At 36.9% G+C, this 16,326-nt stretch carries 23 protein-coding genes; 2 read left to right on the top strand and 21 right to left on the bottom strand.

Going from position 1 to position 16,326, the window contains the following annotated elements:
• Window positions 1-148: 148 nt before the first annotated feature.
• The 17 genes from AC6F34_RS16005 to AC6F34_RS15925 all read right to left on the bottom strand — a co-directional run bounded on the left by AC6F34_RS16005 (window position 149) and on the right by AC6F34_RS15925 (window position 12,409).
• Entirely contained in the window at window positions 149-1,666 is a 1,518-nt protein-coding gene (locus AC6F34_RS16005; RefSeq protein ID WP_500773954.1) for an S-layer homology domain-containing protein, read from the bottom strand.
• 194 nt (window positions 1,667-1,860) lie between these two features.
• The gene (locus tag AC6F34_RS16000) at window positions 1,861-1,995 is read right to left on the bottom strand and encodes a hypothetical protein (protein WP_500773952.1); all 135 of its coding nucleotides are present in this window, start codon (window positions 1,993-1,995) and stop codon (window positions 1,861-1,863) included.
• A gap of 34 nt (window positions 1,996-2,029) precedes the next feature.
• Window positions 2,030-2,158 (bottom strand): hypothetical protein, encoded by a 129-nt coding sequence (locus tag AC6F34_RS15995; protein WP_500773950.1) that lies wholly within the window; start codon window positions 2,156-2,158, stop codon window positions 2,030-2,032.
• Window positions 2,158-2,430 carry a hypothetical protein gene (locus AC6F34_RS15990; protein ID WP_500773948.1) on the bottom strand — a complete coding sequence of 91 codons (273 nt, stop codon included), beginning with the start codon at window positions 2,428-2,430 and terminating at the stop codon, window positions 2,158-2,160. Before AC6F34_RS15990 ends, AC6F34_RS15995 begins: the two co-directional genes overlap by 1 nt.
• 18 nt (window positions 2,431-2,448) lie before the next feature.
• On the bottom strand, window positions 2,449-2,964 hold the full coding sequence (locus tag AC6F34_RS15985) for a hypothetical protein (RefSeq protein ID WP_500773946.1): 516 nt from the start codon (window positions 2,962-2,964) through the stop codon (window positions 2,449-2,451).
• A gap of 15 nt (window positions 2,965-2,979) precedes the next feature.
• Complete coding sequence (locus AC6F34_RS15980) at window positions 2,980-3,912, bottom strand: hypothetical protein (RefSeq protein ID WP_500773944.1); 933 nt, start codon at window positions 3,910-3,912, stop codon at window positions 2,980-2,982.
• Window positions 3,912-4,460 (bottom strand): putative phage tail protein, encoded by a 549-nt coding sequence (locus AC6F34_RS15975; protein ID WP_500773942.1) that lies wholly within the window; start codon window positions 4,458-4,460, stop codon window positions 3,912-3,914. Before AC6F34_RS15975 ends, AC6F34_RS15980 begins: the two co-directional genes overlap by 1 nt.
• Window positions 4,453-5,508 carry a baseplate J/gp47 family protein gene (locus AC6F34_RS15970; RefSeq protein WP_500773958.1) on the bottom strand — a complete coding sequence of 352 codons (1,056 nt, stop codon included), beginning with the start codon at window positions 5,506-5,508 and terminating at the stop codon, window positions 4,453-4,455. Before AC6F34_RS15970 ends, AC6F34_RS15975 begins: the two co-directional genes overlap by 8 nt.
• The gene (locus AC6F34_RS15965) at window positions 5,508-5,909 is read right to left on the bottom strand and encodes a DUF2634 domain-containing protein (protein WP_500773940.1); all 402 of its coding nucleotides are present in this window, start codon (window positions 5,907-5,909) and stop codon (window positions 5,508-5,510) included. The genes AC6F34_RS15970 and AC6F34_RS15965 overlap by 1 nt, the downstream gene beginning before the upstream one ends.
• Window positions 5,909-6,223, bottom strand: a complete 315-nt coding sequence (locus AC6F34_RS15960) for a DUF2577 domain-containing protein (protein WP_500773938.1) — start codon at window positions 6,221-6,223, stop codon at window positions 5,909-5,911. The genes AC6F34_RS15965 and AC6F34_RS15960 overlap by 1 nt, the downstream gene beginning before the upstream one ends.
• Entirely contained in the window at window positions 6,216-7,169 is a 954-nt protein-coding gene (locus AC6F34_RS15955) for an XkdQ/YqbQ family protein (protein WP_500773956.1), read from the bottom strand. Before AC6F34_RS15955 ends, AC6F34_RS15960 begins: the two co-directional genes overlap by 8 nt.
• Before the next feature lies 1 nt (window position 7,170).
• Complete coding sequence (locus AC6F34_RS15950) at window positions 7,171-7,833, bottom strand: LysM peptidoglycan-binding domain-containing protein (RefSeq protein WP_500773936.1); 663 nt, start codon at window positions 7,831-7,833, stop codon at window positions 7,171-7,173.
• A complete protein-coding gene (locus tag AC6F34_RS15945) occupies window positions 7,833-10,049 on the bottom strand; it encodes a tape measure protein (protein ID WP_500773934.1) in 2,217 nt (738 codons plus the stop codon). Before AC6F34_RS15945 ends, AC6F34_RS15950 begins: the two co-directional genes overlap by 1 nt.
• Before the next feature lie 61 nt (window positions 10,050-10,110).
• Window positions 10,111-10,830, bottom strand: coding sequence for a hypothetical protein (locus AC6F34_RS15940; RefSeq protein WP_500773932.1), 720 nt, complete (start codon window positions 10,828-10,830; stop codon window positions 10,111-10,113).
• Window positions 10,831-10,983: 153 nt separating this feature from the next.
• Window positions 10,984-11,292 carry a hypothetical protein gene (locus AC6F34_RS15935; protein WP_500773930.1) on the bottom strand — a complete coding sequence of 103 codons (309 nt, stop codon included), beginning with the start codon at window positions 11,290-11,292 and terminating at the stop codon, window positions 10,984-10,986.
• Window positions 11,293-11,447: 155 nt separating this feature from the next.
• Window positions 11,448-12,191, bottom strand: coding sequence for a phage antirepressor KilAC domain-containing protein (locus AC6F34_RS15930; RefSeq protein WP_500773928.1), 744 nt, complete (start codon window positions 12,189-12,191; stop codon window positions 11,448-11,450).
• An 11-nt stretch (window positions 12,192-12,202) separates the two neighbouring features.
• Window positions 12,203-12,409: a helix-turn-helix domain-containing protein gene (locus AC6F34_RS15925; protein ID WP_500773926.1), complete on the bottom strand. Its 207-nt coding sequence runs from the start codon at window positions 12,407-12,409 to the stop codon at window positions 12,203-12,205.
• 162 nt (window positions 12,410-12,571) lie between these two features.
• On the opposite strand from AC6F34_RS15925, the gene AC6F34_RS15920 reads away from it, so the two are divergent.
• Window positions 12,572-13,099 (top strand): helix-turn-helix domain-containing protein, encoded by a 528-nt coding sequence (locus AC6F34_RS15920; protein WP_500773924.1) that lies wholly within the window; start codon window positions 12,572-12,574, stop codon window positions 13,097-13,099.
• Window positions 13,100-13,512: 413 nt separating this feature from the next.
• Here the strand turns inward: AC6F34_RS15920 and AC6F34_RS15915 are convergent, their stop codons facing one another.
• A complete protein-coding gene (locus AC6F34_RS15915; RefSeq protein WP_500773922.1) occupies window positions 13,513-13,938 on the bottom strand; it encodes a phage tail assembly chaperone in 426 nt (141 codons plus the stop codon).
• A 77-nt stretch (window positions 13,939-14,015) separates the two neighbouring features.
• Here AC6F34_RS15915 and AC6F34_RS15910 point away from each other — a divergent pair, with 77 nt between their 5' ends.
• The gene (locus tag AC6F34_RS15910) at window positions 14,016-14,342 is read left to right on the top strand and encodes a hypothetical protein (RefSeq protein WP_500773920.1); all 327 of its coding nucleotides are present in this window, start codon (window positions 14,016-14,018) and stop codon (window positions 14,340-14,342) included.
• Here the strand turns inward: AC6F34_RS15910 and AC6F34_RS15905 are convergent.
• Genes AC6F34_RS15905 through AC6F34_RS15895 form a run of 3 tightly spaced genes read right to left on the bottom strand, consistent with a single transcriptional unit; the run spans window position 14,332 to window position 16,326 of the window.
• Window positions 14,332-14,481 carry a hypothetical protein gene (locus AC6F34_RS15905; protein WP_500773918.1) on the bottom strand — a complete coding sequence of 50 codons (150 nt, stop codon included), beginning with the start codon at window positions 14,479-14,481 and terminating at the stop codon, window positions 14,332-14,334. The two genes, AC6F34_RS15910 and AC6F34_RS15905, sit on opposite strands and share 11 nt — an antisense overlap.
• Window positions 14,482-14,530: 49 nt before the next feature.
• On the bottom strand, window positions 14,531-15,004 hold the full coding sequence (locus AC6F34_RS15900) for a phage tail tube protein (protein WP_500773916.1): 474 nt from the start codon (window positions 15,002-15,004) through the stop codon (window positions 14,531-14,533).
• A 17-nt stretch (window positions 15,005-15,021) separates the two neighbouring features.
• On the bottom strand, window positions 15,022-16,326 hold the full coding sequence (locus tag AC6F34_RS15895; protein WP_500773914.1) for a phage tail sheath family protein: 1,305 nt from the start codon (window positions 16,324-16,326) through the stop codon (window positions 15,022-15,024).

Here is a 16,326-nt window from a genome sequence, read left to right as displayed (position 1 = left end):
ATTTTTCATTTCAACAATTTCCTTGTCATATCTATTCACTGTAGTCGCCTCCAAGACACTTTCCCCTTTCTATCTCTTTCAAAATAAAAAGAGCCCTTTGTTAAGAGCTCCTTCATGTAAATATATAATCTTGTACGTTCGTTACGTATTAATATACTACCTTTTCAATTTCCAGACGAGTAGGAACTAAATCAGATAATTTTAATTCTACAGGATAAAACACCCCATAAAATTGCAATGAGATAGTATCTCCAGCATTTAAATCAAGTAACAATTCATTCCCGAAATTGCTAGTTGTCTTACTGAGTATAATATGACTATTATCTAGTCTTTGTCCATTTAACATTACACTAAATCCAAAATAATCCTCTATGTCTGTGTCTATGTCTGTGTCAAAATATATTTGATATGTTATTAGATATCGTCCTTCTTCGGATACAGTAAAAGTAGTATTTCCAGTATCTATACTAATCCCCTCTAATACCTGGTTAGAAGGAAACGGAATATTTGTTCCGCCTAATTCCACTGGAATATCTCTATTACTCACATCAGCATAAGCATAAGGTAACTCTCTTGAACTTTGTATCGGTCCAATACTGTATAGACTTGTGACTGGTTCACCTTGTATTGTTCCAGTTTGTGCGATAGGAATTACTTCGAAGAATATATACTTATTAATATCTTCTGCTGTTACAACATAGTCACTTGATGTAGCTCCTGTAATTTCTTCCTTTTCAGACCCTGCTACATCATTAGCACGATACCACTTATAAATTGAGGATCCTTCAGGATCGTTTTCTTTATCTGAATAATCATAAAAACCAGCTAGTGTGTGCCCAACTTTTATACTCGGATCATTACTAGCTTCGGTACTAATGATTACGTTTGATGCTACTGGAGCCTCGTTAGGTATCGATGGATTAATAGGCGGTACTACAACTGGTGGTTGTACTGGCTCTGGTGTTGGCTCTGGCGTCGGCTCTGGCGTCGGCTCTGGCGTCGGCTCTGGCGTCGGCTCCGGTGTTGGCTTCGATATTTCCTCATGAACAACTAAAAATTTTGATGCCACTAATGCAACATCTTGACGACTAGCTGTACCTTTCGGGTTAAAAGTGTTGTTTCCAATTCCCTTAATCAACCCAGTTTCCAAAGTGAAACCAACTGCATCCCTTGCATATTCAGAAACATTAGTAGCATCACTGAAATTGACCTTGCTCGCATAACCGGTTGCATCTACTCCTAACGCTCGAACAAACATTACAGCCATATCTTGTCTGGAAAGTGTATCATTACCTGCAAATCTCCCATTACCTATTCCATAAATAAGATTCGCCTTTGCTGCCGCTTCTACATATTTATAAGCATAATTATCTTTAGATATATCAGTGAAGCTAGGTTTAGCTGGTATATTATCAACATCCAGTTGTAAAGCCCTTGCTAAGACAATCGCAAAATCCTGACGAGTTAACGAACCCGTTGGATTATATTGCCCTGAAGGTAAACCAACAACAATCCCCTTTTCAGCTAACTCTAAAATGGCATCTTTTGCATAAGACGTTTCAATATCTGTAAAATTGTTACTAGCAGCATAACCCTGTATTGATAAGATTGGATTCAGTAATAAAGCAGCAATTACTGCTAGACCTGCAATTGACTTTCTTTTCATCCTCGTTCCCCCGTATATAAATAATTGAGTTAATTAGAAACATTGAACTAAATTAGGTATATTGAACTAATTATCTCAATTAGTTATCGGCAGTAATTCATACAGTTTATAGTAGTTGTACAAAATATATTTTCCATCGCATAATGTTCCGTTTATGACATAAAAAATAACGCTAGCTTATGCTGCGTTTTCGTTTACTCTCCTGTTAAGATTTCTGATACTGTCTCACGAAGATTTCCGACGTTCGGTACGTTCTCCAATTCTGTTTGCCCCGCTAAAATTAAAACCGCGTAAGAAATTGCTACTCTTGAATTTTGGTTGAATGTCATTAAAAACAGCTCCTTTATTATTTGATATATAAATTTAACCCTCGATACCACTTGCTACAACCGCCTTTAGATTGCTGTAGTCAGGTACGTCATCGAGGGTTTTTAACTTACTATTGATGAGTAAAACATAATCTTGTACAATGCGACTGCTCTCGTTAAACATTAGTTATTACCTCCACTCATCATCAAGATCATTTCGAAAAGTTCGGTGTTTGATTGCGCAAGTTCAAGTCTTAAAGTATCAATCTCTGACGGAGGCAAATCCTCTAAAATCGGCTGATGCGGTGGCGTTGTTGTATCAACACTCACCACTCTTTTTCCCTGCGGAATGTCTACCCATAAAAACGGTACGCCAATCGGTTCACGAGGATCGGGGTGTCCTTGACGAGTTGAAAGAATAAACCCTGTTTGATCATAAATAACTAATGTTCTCATAAAAATAATTCCTCCTTTTTATTCATATGCTTTCCAGTAGATAGTGCTGTTCCTGTAATCTGATCCTGCTATTGTAGTGGAAAATCCATCTTCGTCTACAACAAGCGAAAACGAGTACCCATTGCTGTTTATCACAAGTCCACCAAAATAATTATTACCGATAGTAAAGTAATGAGCACCTCTATTACTAGAGCTGTTAAGGCCATTTGTAACCACTACTGTAGAAGCTCTAAACCCTATTCCTGTTACAGAAAACGATCCATTTTCAGAAGTGAAAAGTTCACCACTCGCCCATTTCTTCCCTACAACCGTATTACTAACCAAAGATTGCAAAGGAGCAGTATTTACTTGACCTGTCTTACTCGCTAATTCATTTTTAGCCGACTGAATCTGATTGACCAACGTTGCCATAGTATCATTTGCAGTTGCAGGACTGCCGATGACACTCGCTAAATCAGCTTTAGCATTGATGCCCTCCATAGATTGCAAGGAGGCAATAATGTCTTTTATTGATGCGCTGTTATCTAATGGCATGGTTTACCTCCTTTCTTATTCATAAGCTTTCCATGTGACGTCAGTTCTGCTTACTGAATCTCCTGGTACGGTAATTGAGGTTTCTGTAAAAATAAATTCACCTTCACCAAAGCGATATCTTGTGTTGCTAGCTCCGTTAGAAATTGCATATCCGTTTAGTTTAGGTGCATTAGTATCAATAGATGTTAGTGGGTAACCATCTGGTCGATATAAAATTACAACACTAGGAATGAATCCCAAATCTGTAATAACTAATTTATAGATTGAAGTAGCACTACCGTTTTCAGTCCGGAAAGTACCTTGAGTTGTTGTATTCCCTGTACCACTTTTAAATTTTTTACTCCCTGTTCGAATATTAGGAACTTGAACTAAAATATCTGCCCATGTAGCCTCCGGTGGTAAAGCAAGGCTAGGATCAGCTTCTTTTACAGCATTGATATACTGCGTTTTCAAATCACTCTCATTTCGTTCCGCTTCATTAACAATATCAATCAATGCCTGTTTATCCGCACCGCTTAACCCACTTTTATTCCGCAAAATAAAAAAATTCGCGTCAGCTACCACCTCCACGAATCCTTTTTCAAGCTGATCTAGTTGATTACCTTCAAAGTCTCGTAAGGGTTTTGAAGTTGTACCATTGTTCGTTGAGATAGTGATATTGCCGTACAAATCGTTGTCCATTCGGAAGAACAATCGATTTGTATTAGACAGTTTGTTAATACGAATTTCCGTGCCAACGATTGTTGGAATTTGGTACAAATAATCTGCCTTATGTTCATTAAGCTCTTCTTTTGTAGCTACCTCACTAAGGTCGATATTACTAGCTTTTTCATCGATTACTTTAAGCGCTGCGTCAACTTTATCTAAATTATCATTTACAATTGCTACATCATAAAATTCTGTAGTGTCTTGTTTCACTAAATTAAAATTTGGTGTGTTTGTCGCCATTAAGCAAGCACCTCGTTTCTTAATTGCTCGTGTGTATATGCTGCTAATTGTGCATGTGTATATTTTGCTAATGTACTGTGCTGGTTATAACGCAATTGCACATCAAGGACCATATTAACTGGTGTAATTCGCTCAAGCATGTCAACTACAGCATTAAACATTCCCCTTACAGTTAGCTCAATTCTAACTTTAATTGTCTTGTTTACTGAGTCGATATCCATCGTATAGCCATTCTCACCACAGAGCGTATTCATCAAGTGATAAAGCACTCTTCGCGTGTAAGGAGCCTGCTCATTATAACGTGTCAAAAGCCTAAACTTACGCGTTTCCAGTGAGTCAGTTCCAGCAGGCAATATACCTAACATCTTTTCTCTTCGTGCCACGCCATTTTCAGTTGAAGACTCAATAAATTGATCATCCATAGCCTTTTCAACCGATTGCCACAATCTAATGACCTGCGGGTTTTCAACTTTAGCAATCTCTTGATTTTCCTTAAAATCACGCAAGACAGGAGGTAAATAACTTAATACATCAATGTCTCTATCCACTTGTATCACCTCTTATAGGTATGGCATCTGGATGCAAGACTACGTTTTGTGGTTCATCATTTAAAAGAGTGTCTGCAATATCTACAACACCAGGTATGTTTAACAGCCGAGTTTCTATTTGACTGATCCTGACTACTATCTCTTCTTGCTCAGCCCATGATTGGCTTAAATCCATAAAGTAGGCATCTATAGCATCATTAACATATTGCTCAATGTCCTGCCATGACCAGCCATCTTGATACGTGATATTAGTCGAAATACTAATTTGCGTATTATCGACTGGAAAGACCGTCACGATATGGTCAATAGGAGCTAACCCAACACCCTCGCCCTGTAAACCAATTGGATCAATCGTAACTTGTAATGAATCTATCAATGTAGATGATGGTTTTTGATACAAAGAATCAATGATCACCAGCTTGATAGTTCCTCCTCCATTCCAAGCACGATAAATCTTAACCCCTCCAACACCTTGTAGAGATGTCACCTTTTCCTTGTAATCCTGTCTGTTACCACCAAAGGATTGAGAGTTAAAAGAGTTAAAATATCGCCTGCGAAAGGCTTCTGTGTCTTCCTCATCTTCTCCAGGTATCAATACCTCTGTAAGAACAGCAGATGTTAAACCATCGATGTATTCAATCGGTATTAACGTACCAAGATAAAGATTCCCAACGTTACCTACAGTTTCACACTCCAAAATGTATTCACCGTTTGCTATTCGCTCAAGCGCCACATAGTTAAGGTCATTTAATGAGAAACGACTGCCAATTGGTATGTCAATGTTAAAAACACCTTTTAATCTAGTTTTTGATGCAGGATCAGGAGCAAGACCACGTTCTGCTGCTCTTTTAATTAAATTCTCACGAGTGGCAGTATCTGCAAAAGTTTCATTAAGGATGGAATCCAATGCAATATATAGCAGTTGTGCTTCAACTGCATTACCTGCCAACGCATTAAAGACAATGGATCCCTCACGCTTATCGATGTTAGGACTTAAACCATCAAGCTTTTCTTGTAGCAGGTCTTCATATGTTTTATCCTCATACATCAAATATTCACCACACGATCTTCTTCAAAATCTCCATAAATAGAATGGACGGTAAACGAAGCATGTACCTTACCTTTGCTCACCTCAAAAGAAAAAGCATCAACACTTTCGATACGATCATCTTGTGTCAATGCTTCAGTTATTCGCCTTTTTAATTCCGGGATGACAAATGAAATTGGTTGTCCAAACAAATCAACCAGCTCTATTCCAAAATCCCAAGAATAGATAAGGTACTCATACCTTTCGGTGTTCAAGATTACGTAAGTCGCCTGCTTAATAGATTCTAAACCATCTATATAACCTGATATACGGTGGTTGTCCAAATGAAGCTTATACGTCCTGCTAGGCTCTTGCTCAACCTCAAAATCATTTATTAAATCATCGTTAACGACTGGTATCATTATGTCACCACCCTATCTAGGACAATATATTTCTGCCCGCCTTGTTGTTTTAACAAGGTTACTTTTTCACCGTTTTTGAGGTTATTATGAACGGTATGCCGTCTCCGTGTGCCACCATCTGGTGTAATGTCCACTTCATGGTCTTTTACATTACTAGTAAGGATAAGATGAGTAGCATCCAAGGTGAGTTTTTGCTCTACATTGATTTTTAATGGAGAGACACTTAACACTGTGCCGAATTCAATAGCCATTGGCTGAGACTCTGCAATTGCTTTTAGCGCGATTCGTTTCATTGTTTCTACAAAACTATGCAATAAACTCACCACCTCTCAATGTAATATCCATCCAGTGTTCATTTTCATCAAATGTATGCTTTATCTTTTCGACCATCATATAGTTTTGAGTCATCATATCCCCTAAGTTAAGGTTAACAACTGGAGCTGAACCAGCTCTGACTCTTGTATCACCAAAAGCTTTCCTGATTGTTAGATTCCTTGTCTTTTTGTTATAAAGACTCAGCAAAGCGTTTGCTTTTGCTTTCCCATTAACATTCTCTTTGATGGATTCGTAAAATTGGAGCACACCCCAGTTATTCATATTTCGTGAATCTTGAGCAATGTATATCTCCCGTTTTCCTGTCTTTTCATTCTCATACGATAACTTGATCTTATTGTACGTCTCACCATCAATCGATGAAGAATAGTCAAAGTTTTCACCTGTTTCCTCATCGATTAATAAATCAAGTTTCATAGACTCGATATTTCTAAGGGTTAACTTGCCAAAGTCATCGTACAAGACATACATTTTACGAGTATTTTGCAAAGTGATGTCATGTGCTGTTTGAACAATATCAAAGAGTGTTTTATTTTGCTCGATGCGACTTGGTATTTTAAAACCTGTATTTTGCAGAGTACCTAGTTGCAATCGAAAGTCAGATGCAATCATCCTCACAACCTCGTCTAATCGCTTGTTGGAGTAGACGTAGGTGTCTTTGTTTTTAAAGTATCGCAACTGATCATAAGCAGTTACTTGGATGTTCTGCTGCTTGTCTCGCTTTTTTTGAAAGACAAAACCATAAAAGATATTCTTGCCGTCAACTCTCATAGTGACTGCATTACCTTCTTGAAATGACAAGTCATCATCTTTCAATGTGTTAAATGATATCTTTCCAGGCACGCCTTTACGGTCAGTCTCCCAAGTTACTCCACCCTCGATAACTGGATAATAAATGTTTGAACCATTTTGGATTGCTATCTCCACCCTAGCCAAATCGAATTACCTGCCCAGTATAAATCAAGTCGGGGTTTTTGATGTTGTTTAATCTGGCGATTTCCGGATATCTATTACCATTACCAAGATATTTTTTGCAGAGTGCCCACAAAGTATCTCCTCTAACCACTGTATGGCTTTTCGGAGCGACTTTATTAGATGGTCTTGGTGTTGTTACCTTTGCGGTTTTAGTTACGCTAGCAGCTTGCACCTGTTGTTTAATGGCTACTTTTTTTGTACCGTATGATCGATATTGTTTAAGATTAAAAGATATCTCTAAATCAAAGCCATTCCCTGCATCTTCTTTGATCGTGTAATCTTCAAGTGAGACTGACATATTAGTATCAAAAAAGACTTTTCCGGATGGTCCAACGCGAGAAACGATGAATTGAAACGGCTTTTTATTGACCTTTAATTGCTCGAATTTGTCCAAGAAAAAGACCGCATCCTTAAAGCCGTCTCGATAAACCGCGAATGGGTACCTCACTTGAGGTATAATCGCGGTAAATGAAACTTCCGTAAGGCCTGCAGTCTTTAAGATGTTTATTTCACCCTCATTGATAAGATTGAGCGTTTTGTTTTGATTTCGTATCTTAATCGATAACTGGGATGGAGCCACGGGTAACTGTACATCATCTAGAAAAAAATCATACATTATTCATGCGCTCCTTCCGATGCGATCTCAGATGCTTCGACGACTTTTTCTTCAAGATAAGCAACTACACCATCAATGTCCATTTCATTGTTAATGTTATTACTCATTCCACTCATATCGATATTGATCTCAGCTGTCGTGTATCGATTAATCGCTTCTTGTTCAGCAATGTCGCGTAGATACTTCAAATCTTCTTCGGTAGCTTCCATTGAGTCAGCCATACGGCCAGTGTTCCCAGCTGTCTTATTGCCAATGTCGCCAAGATTTCCGAGAGCATCAGAATTGGCTCCAAGTTCATCGATCATACCTGCATTCTCTAGCAAACCATCCATATCAAATGAATCAGAAGCACCTTCTCCCCAACTATATCCCGCATCCCATGCGTTACTTAATGACTTCATTTCCATTTTAGGAGCTTCCCAATAGTTTTCTGGTGATTTACTCATCCACTTTTCGATACCTGATTTCATTATTCCTAAATCGCTACTAATAGAAGCCCTATATGCGAACTCTGTTCCTTTACCAATGTTTAATAAACTTACAACTGTGTCAGGTAATAAATCAATCAATCCATTCCAGGCTTTAATAACACCGTTTATGGCCCATATCATAGCATTAACAAATCCTGTTGCAAAAGAATCCCAACCCTTAGTCATTGAAAGGGTCATATCAAGAACGTTTAATGCTAAATTTGCAAAAAGCCTTTGTACAGAATAGATAGGATTATTCCAGACGTTTGCAAAGAATTCAACAACTGAAGCAATTACATTCCAGATATATGCAAAAATGTTGTAAATGAACGAGCCTAAAACAGAAAAAGCACCCGCTACTATACCTGTTGCACTTATTGATGTACCTGCAAATTTGTTGATTATAGCAACTGCAAGATAAAGCACACCTATTAGTACAATAACTGCCGCAACAACCCAAAATATTGGGTTTGCATACAAAGCTGCATTCAACCCCCAGATAGCTCCTGTAGATGCTAAAGTAGCTTGAACACTTGACCACGTAGTGGCTGTATATAAACCAAATGCTAGTGTCTTTAATCCTAACCATATGGTTTGAACTACACTTGCTGCCTTTAAAGCCAATAGTGCTCCTGTATAAACGACTATAGCACCTGCAGCTGTCCCGACAATAGGAGCAATTAAGGACCAATTATCAATAAACACACCTGCTACAGTACTTATTGCATCATAGGTATACATAAACACTTGACCGACTTTTTGACCAATTTCCATTGCTTTACTTTCAAATTCCTTTAAAGTCCCAAGGAAATCGACCATTAAGGGCTTTACTTGATCAAAAAAACCTTGACCCTCACCTGCACCGTTTAAGAAATTTGCTGATATACGACTAATTGAAGCTCCAATATTATCTAAAGTCGCTTGAAATGATGCCGTTCCCATAATTTCTGCTGCTCCACCAAAACCAGATTCAACAGCATTTAAAAATATATCAGATGAGATTTTACCATCTGATGCCAGATTTCTAATCTCATTAGCAGTTACTCCTATTTCATCAGATAGCATCTGAAAAATTGGAATCCCTCTGTCTGAGATTTGATTCAATTCTCCTGCTTGTATTATCCCACTTGTAGTTACTTTATTAAATATAGCACCCATATCACTCATACTTGTTCCTGCTAATGCAGCAGCATCTGCTGTAAGTGATAAATACCTTTCCAACTGTTGCCCTGGTCGAACACCAGCAGCTACAGCACTTGCTGCGGTATTAACTGCTTCATCTAAACCGAAAGAAGTACCCTGAACTGATTTTAGGGAATCATTCATAATCATAGAAACAGATTTTCCAGTATGACCCAATGCTTGTAGCTTTGCAGTTGCAGTGTCAATACTCATTAAACGATCAAATCCTGCTCTAAGACCACTGAAAACACCATATGCACTAGCAATACCAATGATGGCTTTTCCAAGTCCATCTGCAAACCCAGTTCCTTTTTGTATTGAATCATTCAAATTTTGTTGTTGCTGATCAGCATTTCTAATTTCCGCTTCAATTGAATTGAATGCTATTTCAGCTTTATTTAACTCATTTCTTGCTGCAGTTATACTTGCGGTATCAATAGCATTACTTGAAACATTTTGTAATGACTCAAATGAGTCCAGTACAACATTCATAGCATTGTTCATCGATCTTAATGCTGGTGACATTCCATCAAATATTTGGATAGATGCTTTGATTGTAGCCAAATACATCACCTCCCCAAAAATAAAAGCCACCTCTTTTATAAGAGAGTGGCTAATTATAAATTTACAATTTTACAACTTGTTTCTCTTGAACTTTATTGTCAAGAAGGTTAATAAAGAGTATTGCGTTTCTTTGAGAAGTGACATCAAAGGAGATATACAGTATTTCATTATCTTTTTCATATCCAAAAATCAGATACTCTTCAACAGTTTCACTCTTTTTTTCTTTTGCTCTTCCACCAACCATTGCACCTAATGGTCCAAATAGGACATAGCCTCCGACAGCACCACCTACACTACTAACATAACTTTTCTGTATCTCCACATCTGTTTTGATAGTAATATCACTGATTTTTTCTAAATCTAATTCAAAAGTTTTTTCATTGCGTTCGAAAATCACTTTATCCTTACACCTATATAAGTAGGTTTCAGCACCTTCATTCACAGGTAAACCAGCCATGTGTTTGCCAACTATGCAAACATCCGCGTCCAGCAATTGAATACGCTCTTTTGAACCTGGAATAGCCTTGGTTTTTTCCAACTTTGCAGTTTTGCTTTTTTCTTTATTGCTTTTCTGTAGCCTTAGAAATTCAGGATCACTGTGCTGTTTAAATTTTTTTATGAGGAATACTTCAAGCGCAATAAAAAGAAGTAGCACACTAAATACAATAATATAATCTCCTAGACTTTCATACTGCCCTATATTTCGAAATATTGAAAATATAGTATAAACTAGATAAACACCTAAAACGATCGAAAGAAATAAAAACATTATCCTTTTCATACAAATCCCTCCCATCCCCATAAAGTATACCAAAGGAGGAATTGTTTTCTATTACTTTTTTTCCATTTGTTCCAGATACGTTACAAAAACATATTTACATTTACATCACCCCTTTCAATAAAAAAACACCCCTTAAAGGAGTGCTTTGGATAATTATTGAGCTACTAACATTTGTGTGAATTGCTGATGATACCCATAGATTATCGAAAAAATAATTTGAGCAATGATTTCTAAACCTTCTTCTCCCATTAAATTTAGTTCCAGTTCAATCATTTGAGTTTGAAAAAAACCGTTTTGATCAACATAGTCTGCAGGATTCGTAAGAAAGGATAATTTTTCCCGCAATTGCTTAAGCGATAATGGCTTGTAATTTGATAAGACTTCTAACAATGACTCTCTTCCTTCATCTAACAAACCAAAAAAGTTATCAATTGAATATATTTTGTTTTCAAATGTGCTCATTTTGCACCTCCGCTTTTTTGGAGGTAATCCCCACTGTTAAAATCCATATAATTAGGATATAATAGTGGTAACAAGGTCGTGGGGATTACCCATGTCTGCTCACTTTTTAAGTTGCCGCTTAAAAAGTGGGTTTTTATTTTGCCTAATTTCATTTATCATGCCCCTTCTGGCTCCTTTTCAATTAAAGGTAAAATTCCTTTTGATTTAAGTAATTCATAAATAAACATTCTTCCTTTTTGAGTCCATTTGGTATTCATAGTCACATCTGGTCTACCATCACTTCGTGTAATCGAGATAGTATCAGAATGAACATACCCATTCGAATCATACTTTCTATATAAAAGCCATTGTTTACCTTGTTTATACTGGACCTTAAACTTATTCAATATCTTGTTCATTTCTTGTGCAGACATCCCGTAATCCTTTGCAATCTGATTTACTGCGACTAACCCTTTATTTTTCAAAATCATTTCTGTATAAGCTGCTTTAGGTTTTAATTCTTTATTTTCTTGGACAAGAACTAGATTTTTTGATTGCAGCTTTTCGTTTTCTTCCACTTGTCCAACTAACTGAATAAGAGCTTCTTTGTAATTAGTCGGTAATTGAAAGGTTTGCTTATTTTCTAGTTCCTCAATTCGCTTAATTACCTTGTACCGAGTTTTGGCGTCATACTTCAAAGCCAGTTGCATTGCTCCATCTTTTGCAAATGTATAGCAAGGCTTTTCTCTGTTCCAAGAATCCTTATATGTGGTCTCCTCAAAAATGAGGGTACCAATTTCATTATCCAATGCTTTGATCTCATTCTTAATATCACGTATAACATTGTCATGTCTTTTACCTACAAGCTCTGCAATTTCCACGCTTGTCATTTTAACATTGCTGCTAATTAATTCGTTCATCTTTACTCCTCCTAATCCAATTTATTTTCACAATTTAATAAATCTTCAACTCCGCACTCTAAGAAAACACATACTTTGAAAAGTGTATCAAATTGGATTCCCTTTGAAGTCTCATAGTATAAAGCTCTAATTGTGTTCCTACTTACACCGGTGCCAGCAACTACATCAGACATTTTCATTTTTTTCTTTGCTAATAAGATACGAAAGTTGTTTTGCACAAAATCACCCCCTTTATTATATTTTTAAAACATTTTGTTCAATAGGCTGAACAATAATTAATTATAATATACATTTCTACTTGTTTGCTAGTCAAGACATTTTCTATAAAAACATTGAAAAATGTACAACATATTATACAATATTGCTAAGAGGTGATTAAATTGATTAAATGTAATCTTGCAGTTCTGTTAGCAGAACGTAATATTAAGATTAGTGAATTATCACGTAAAACTGGTATTTCCAGAACAACACTAACTGCACTAAACTACAATCAAAGTAAGGGAATACAATTTGACACATTCGATACCCTATGTAATTTCCTAAAAGTCACTCCCAATGAACTTTTCATCCAGGAACTATTGGAATATGATTTTGTAGTTGAAGATATCCAAACATTAAACCATAAAACAAATGAGATACAGTGCATTATTGGAGCAGATATTAAACATAAATCAGAAACTATAACCGATACGTTTAAATGCTCTGTAAGTTTATTTTTTTATGAACTCTCAGATGAAGTCAGCAATATCGGAATACACCCTCAATATACAGATAAACTATTTTACCTGTTAACATCAATTCCTGTATCATTTAAAGTTAGTATGGAACAAGAGCTTATTGACGCTGTTGTTTCTCATTTGGGATTAACATATAACGTTGATGAACATACAGAAGCTTCAATTTATTAGACTTTATAAATCATTCTGTTTCCGCTAGTTTTGTAAGTGCTTGGTATAAAAAATTCCTTTCAAACCTGCGTTTTCATAATTCACTTTTCAAAAGTAACAACAAAAAGGACAAACGGAACGTACCGAGGTTGGCACGGGTACTCCGTTTGTCCTTGATTAATTATTTCTAAAGTTACACAAAATAATAATCATCTTTTCTTCAATTGTCAATAACTTCTGAAAAGTTTATTTTTTCCTCTTTGCTCCAGACTTAACCTTCTTAGCTTCATTCTTATCCTTTTCAATTTTCAATAGTACTGCAGCTACAACTAATGCTTTTTCTCTAACTGGAAGCCCTAGAAACTCAGAAGGCCATCTATGGAATTTGTGAAGACAATAATAAGCAACATTCGCTTCAAAATCGCCTTCATTTATTAGTTTTTTGCTTCTTCAACCAATTCTTCCATTGATACTTCGAATCCGTTTACTTCTTGTACTTTAGACAAGTAATTTGCATACTCTCCCGGAGTTAACATTGATTTTAGCAACTTGTCATCACCCATAGCACCATAACTATTTTGTAAATCAGCATCATTTAAGTTAGGAAACACAGTACATTTTGCAGCTAACTTCCCAAGATAGCTATTATAATCAACTTCAGGTACAAACTGATTCTTCTTACCAGGTACTTGTACTCTTCTTGTACATGACTTTCTTAACGCCTCATCTTCTTCTGACGTAATACTTTTGATTTCCCACTCTACCGGCTTACCATCTTGTACGAATCGTTTAGATGCTACGTGCTTAACATTCTCTACCTTCAATGCGTTCGGACTTAAAAATGCGCTTAAATTACTCATAATAAAACCTCCTGAAATTGTAATAGGTATTTTCTCCCTTCCTGTCGAAATATGACTAAGGAAGGGAGGTGATAATAATGTCTGAATTTAAAGTTAAAGGCCTAGATAAATTACAAAAACAATTCAAGAAAATGGAACGTGCAGCTCAAGAATTAGAAGAAACAAAAAGTATTTCATTTGATGAATTGTTTTCATCTGCATTTATGCAAAAACACACGATGTTTAGCTCATTCGATGAGTTCATAATTTCAGGTGGCTTTAATGTAGAATCCCAAGAAGACTTTGAAGCAATACCTGAAACAGACATGGATGAGCATGTTGCAAAGACTACTAACTTCAAAAATTGGGAAACGATGTTAGATACTGCAACGACCGAGCATTTGGAAAAATTGTTTAAGTTCTAAACTTATTTTTCTCGATGTCAAATTCAAAATCATTTAATTGCTGAAGGGTTTCTTCGAGTTGTTTTGACAGTGATGTAGCTTTATTCAACAATCTCCGAAACTCCTCAGCATTTTTCAATCTAATTTCCACTTTCACCATGTAGCACCTCCAAAAAAGACACCCACTTAGGAGTGCCTTGAAATTCTTATTACTGCATACCTGCTAACAGACTAAATTTTTCTGGAATCTCGAAGTCATCAAACGTAAAATCCATGTCCTCTTCAAGGTACTCAGCATCAGCATCAAACTTAGTAAGGACTCCACCATCGATGTTACAATCCTTTAAAATGACCGTCTGACGACCAACAGAAGACGTCGGATCTTCATTTGTGACTTGAATATCAAAATATATATCCTCGCCTGTCTCCTTAAAACGGTAAAGCAGTTCGCGAAAAATAGAAGTATTATAGTGGAATGTTGCTGATCCACTACCTGCCCAGCCTGTTGATTTATTCCCTTTACCAGTCTTACCTAAGATAGGTACTTCACTTTTCGTTTTCTCAATATTAGCTTCGAGATTAATAGCCTGCATGAAATTATAGCGATTACCCTCAATCGTTACAAAGCACTCAGCTAAAGAAGCACTGACCGCATCTTTTGCATTCATTGTTTGTCTAGACATCTAATTTCAACCCCTTTCTATGCTACGGTTACGGTCATATAAAGATGACTCATGGCATTAACAATGGTCACCTTATCACTGACTACAACAGATTTTTTACCTTCACCTTGCTCAACTGTTACATCAGCAGGTACAAAGTTTTCAATCGCTTGGATCGTCTCCAATTCTTGACGGTGCTTAACGATGTCATTCCATAGAGATACTCTGCCAGATTCATTGTTTGGTATTGTCCCGAGATATTTGTCATTAAATATGACTGCAGTATCATTAGCGATCTGATCAGCTACTCGAACGGTTTGATTGCTACTAAAATCACTGTTATTTTCTTCAGTAAAGGTTATAAGTGTATTGATATCTTCAAGGACCCTTACCTCATTCCCGACTTTATGAAGAATAAATTTACCAGCCTTTAAAGCATCTTCAAGAGCTACTTGTGTGTATGCGACATCTACAGCATACTCGCCGTCATAACGCTTATTCGTATTGGATTTATTAACCGCACAACCAGCAATGGCTCCTGTAACCCAATAGACAAGTGATTGTTCTTGCGCCCCATCATCCAATACTTTATTTTCGACAGATACTACACCCTCATAGTCAGCAGCATTGCGATAAACAACCGTTTGAAATTTAGCACCTACACGTTCACGCATGCGGTTTGTGTAAGCCACAAATAGACCCGTGATGACTGGATCGTTTGTAGGACATCCTAGTGCGTTAAAATTAAATGATTCGATTTTATCTAAAAATGTTTGATACTCATTCCCTGTAGGCACTTCTCCATTAGCTCCACCTGTAAATGGAATGCCAGCCGTTTCTTCCAGTTCCGCATCCGATTTCCAAACTACGAATTCATTGTCTGCAAGTTCTGCTGCCCTTGCCACCGTTTGATTATCAACAATTGTTGAGCCTAATAATGTGACTACATCAAACTTCGTAGGTTCGTCGATATTGACCGTTGCGACTGTACGAAGGTCATTGCCCCTCGTGCCACCATAACGAGCCGTAGCAAACGTATTTGTTGCTTTGGTACCTTTGTTCAGCTTGTAGATAAAAGCGGTATGGATATTTTTAAATAGTTCTCTTATCGGCTTAAGTTTTTCGTGGTTGTAAGAGTAACCAAGGATTCTCATTGAATGTCTTTCTAAGTCCTCTGCTTTAACTGTGAATACTTCATTTTCGATGCCCCAATCAAGCACAAACGGAATAGCAACAGTGCCACGGTCAGACAGTGCAGACGATGCCCTTGCAGCACTTATAAAGTTGATATAAGCACCAGGCAATACTTTATTTTGAGATGTAAATGTTCCTCCACCTAACAA

The sequence above is a fragment of the Niallia sp. CD-39 genome, assembly GCF_059874745.1.
The sequence above is the reverse complement of the archived record's forward strand: the minus strand, read 5'-3'. Positions and strand labels throughout refer to the sequence as shown.